This is a genomic window from Acinetobacter lwoffii (genome assembly GCF_024129435.1).
Taxonomy (GTDB): domain Bacteria; phylum Pseudomonadota; class Gammaproteobacteria; order Pseudomonadales; family Moraxellaceae; genus Acinetobacter; species Acinetobacter lwoffii_F.
The window spans coordinates 1-391 of the sequence record NZ_JAMXXN010000085.1 but is presented as its reverse complement, the minus strand read 5'-3'; the positions used below and the strand labels follow the sequence as shown (position 1 = coordinate 391).

The window sequence follows — 391 nt, the reverse complement described above, 5'->3', positions numbered from 1 at the left end:
ACTAGGGCGTGTCCTCATTTGAAGAATTGGTTTTAAATACTTAAAATCCTCCTTTAAGCTCTTTTCATTTCTATATTTTTTCAATGGCACGTACTCTTCTCACTGATGATATTTGGCAGCAAATTCAAGATACTATGCGATTACATGGTTGTTACTGTTCAAAAAACAGTAGAAATATCATGGAAGCCATCTTATGGAAACTGCGCACAGGCGCCACATGGCGCGATATTCCTCAAGAATTTTGCCCTTGGCAAACTGCTTACAATCGCTTTAATCGCTGGGCAAGTAAGGGATTATGGGATAAATTTTTTTTAGATTACGAGGCGTCTTGGATCAAGAATGGGTATTCATTGACGGAAGCTACATACGCGTGCATCAACATGCAAGTGGA

1 pseudogene is annotated in these 391 nt (G+C 39.4%); it reads left to right on the top strand.

Annotated elements, in window-relative coordinates:
- Positions 1-83: 83 nt before the first annotated feature.
- Positions 84-391 (top strand): annotated as a pseudogene (locus NI455_RS15415) (transposase); the annotation flags it as partial.